The organism is Hydrogenivirga sp. 128-5-R1-1 (assembly GCF_000171895.1).
Window position 1 is genome coordinate 1 of record NZ_ABHJ01000251.1, and the last position, 1714, is coordinate 1714.

1 protein-coding gene is annotated in these 1714 nt (G+C 26.3%); it reads left to right on the forward strand.

The genetic code is table 11. The features are described from left to right. On the forward strand, positions 1 to 1666 hold a 1666-nt coding region (locus HG1285_RS02765; RefSeq protein ID WP_008289042.1), incomplete at its 5' end, for a sensor histidine kinase. Between the last annotated feature and the right edge of the window lie 48 nt (positions 1667 to 1714).

The following is a 1714-nucleotide window of genomic DNA, read 5'->3' on the forward strand; positions in this document are numbered from 1 at the left end:
AGAAAAATTTTTGATGAAAACAGTTAAAAAAAGCCTAAAACTTAAGTTTACGATAGCTGTATTAGTAGTAAGCTTGGTTCCGTTTTTGCTGTTCATATTTATATCAATAAAAGAAGGAAAGGAAAAATTATTAGAAAACGTTTATTCAAATTTAGAAAACCAAATCTCCCTGCTTATAAACTTAATAAATACAGATTTAACAAATGTTAAAAATCAAGTTAACCTCTGGTCTAAATTTCAGGTTTTAGATGATATCCTTGTTGATGATGTGGATAAAAGAGTTCAAAGTTTTATAGATAATATACATAAAAATTCAGGATTGAAAGGGATTATATTTTGTGTGAATAAAAATGGGAAAACTGTTGCTTCTACAAGAAAAGATTTAATAAATAAAGTCTTTCCTGTAAGATATTTTAAAGAGAATTTTACAGACCTGCATAAACCTGAATATTTAAATAAATACTTTTTAAAATTTTCTTACCCTATCTACGCATCATTTGATAACCATAAGCTCATAGGTTATTTTGTTTTTTTGTACGATACTGATAATCTTCTTAAATACATATCCAATACAGATAAGGAATTTAATATTATCTTCAACAAAGATAAAACATACTTTATAGGTCAAAGTGTAGATATACTTAATAAATTAAAGAGCGATAAAGGTTTTACAAGTATATATGGATACATAATTGCTTACAAAAAAATAAAAAATAATACATTCAAAGATAACTGGTATATGCTTTCTGCAGTTGATGAAAATTTCCTATTTAAACCAATTTACAGCCTTAATAAAATATTTCTGATAATTGGTATATCCGGTATACTCCTTATAATAGGAACAACATTTTATCTTGTCAGAAAAATGGTCAATCCAATAGAAAACCTTACAGAATTTGTTAAAAATATAACAGTTAAAAAAGATTATTCAAAAACTATTACTATAAAATCCAATGATGAGATACAGCTGTTAGCAGATGCTTTTAATCATATGATTGGAGAAATAAATAAAGCATTTAAATCCTTAGAAAAGGAAAGTTTAGAAAGGTTAAGATTATTCTTAAAATTAACTGAAACATTCAACAGTATAACAAAAGCAGAAAAACCTGAAGATGTTTTTGAAATCGTTGACCAGCAGTTAAAAGATTTTCCTCACATAAAAGAAATAGGTTTCAGTATTACTAAAATAAAAGATGCTTTAAATGTAAAAATAAAAACAGAAGAAATAAATGGATATCTTTACTTTAGGATTGAAGAAAATAGATTTTCTTCAGAAGAAGAAAGATTTTTAAAATCCATAGGTACTTTTGTAAACCTGTGGCTTGAAAGAATTGAGCTTATGAAAAAAGCAACAGAAAGCTCAAAAGCAAAATCAGCATTTATTGCAAATATGTCCCATGAACTAAGGACTCCTTTAAACTCAATTATAGGATTTGCCCAGTTTTTCCAGATGGCTGATGATATTCCTGAAGAATACAAAGAACTTGCAAAAAATATAGAAATATCTGGAAGACATCTGCTTGACCTTATAAATGATATTTTAGATTTTTCAAAAGCAGAAGCAGGAAAAATAGAAGTAAATAAAATAAATACCAATATAGCATCAGTTATTTATGATGCCGTTAATATAGTAAAACCAATGGCAGATGAAAAAATCTTTACATAAAAACCAGATTAAATGAAGATATTACATTCTCTACAGACATAAAAATGT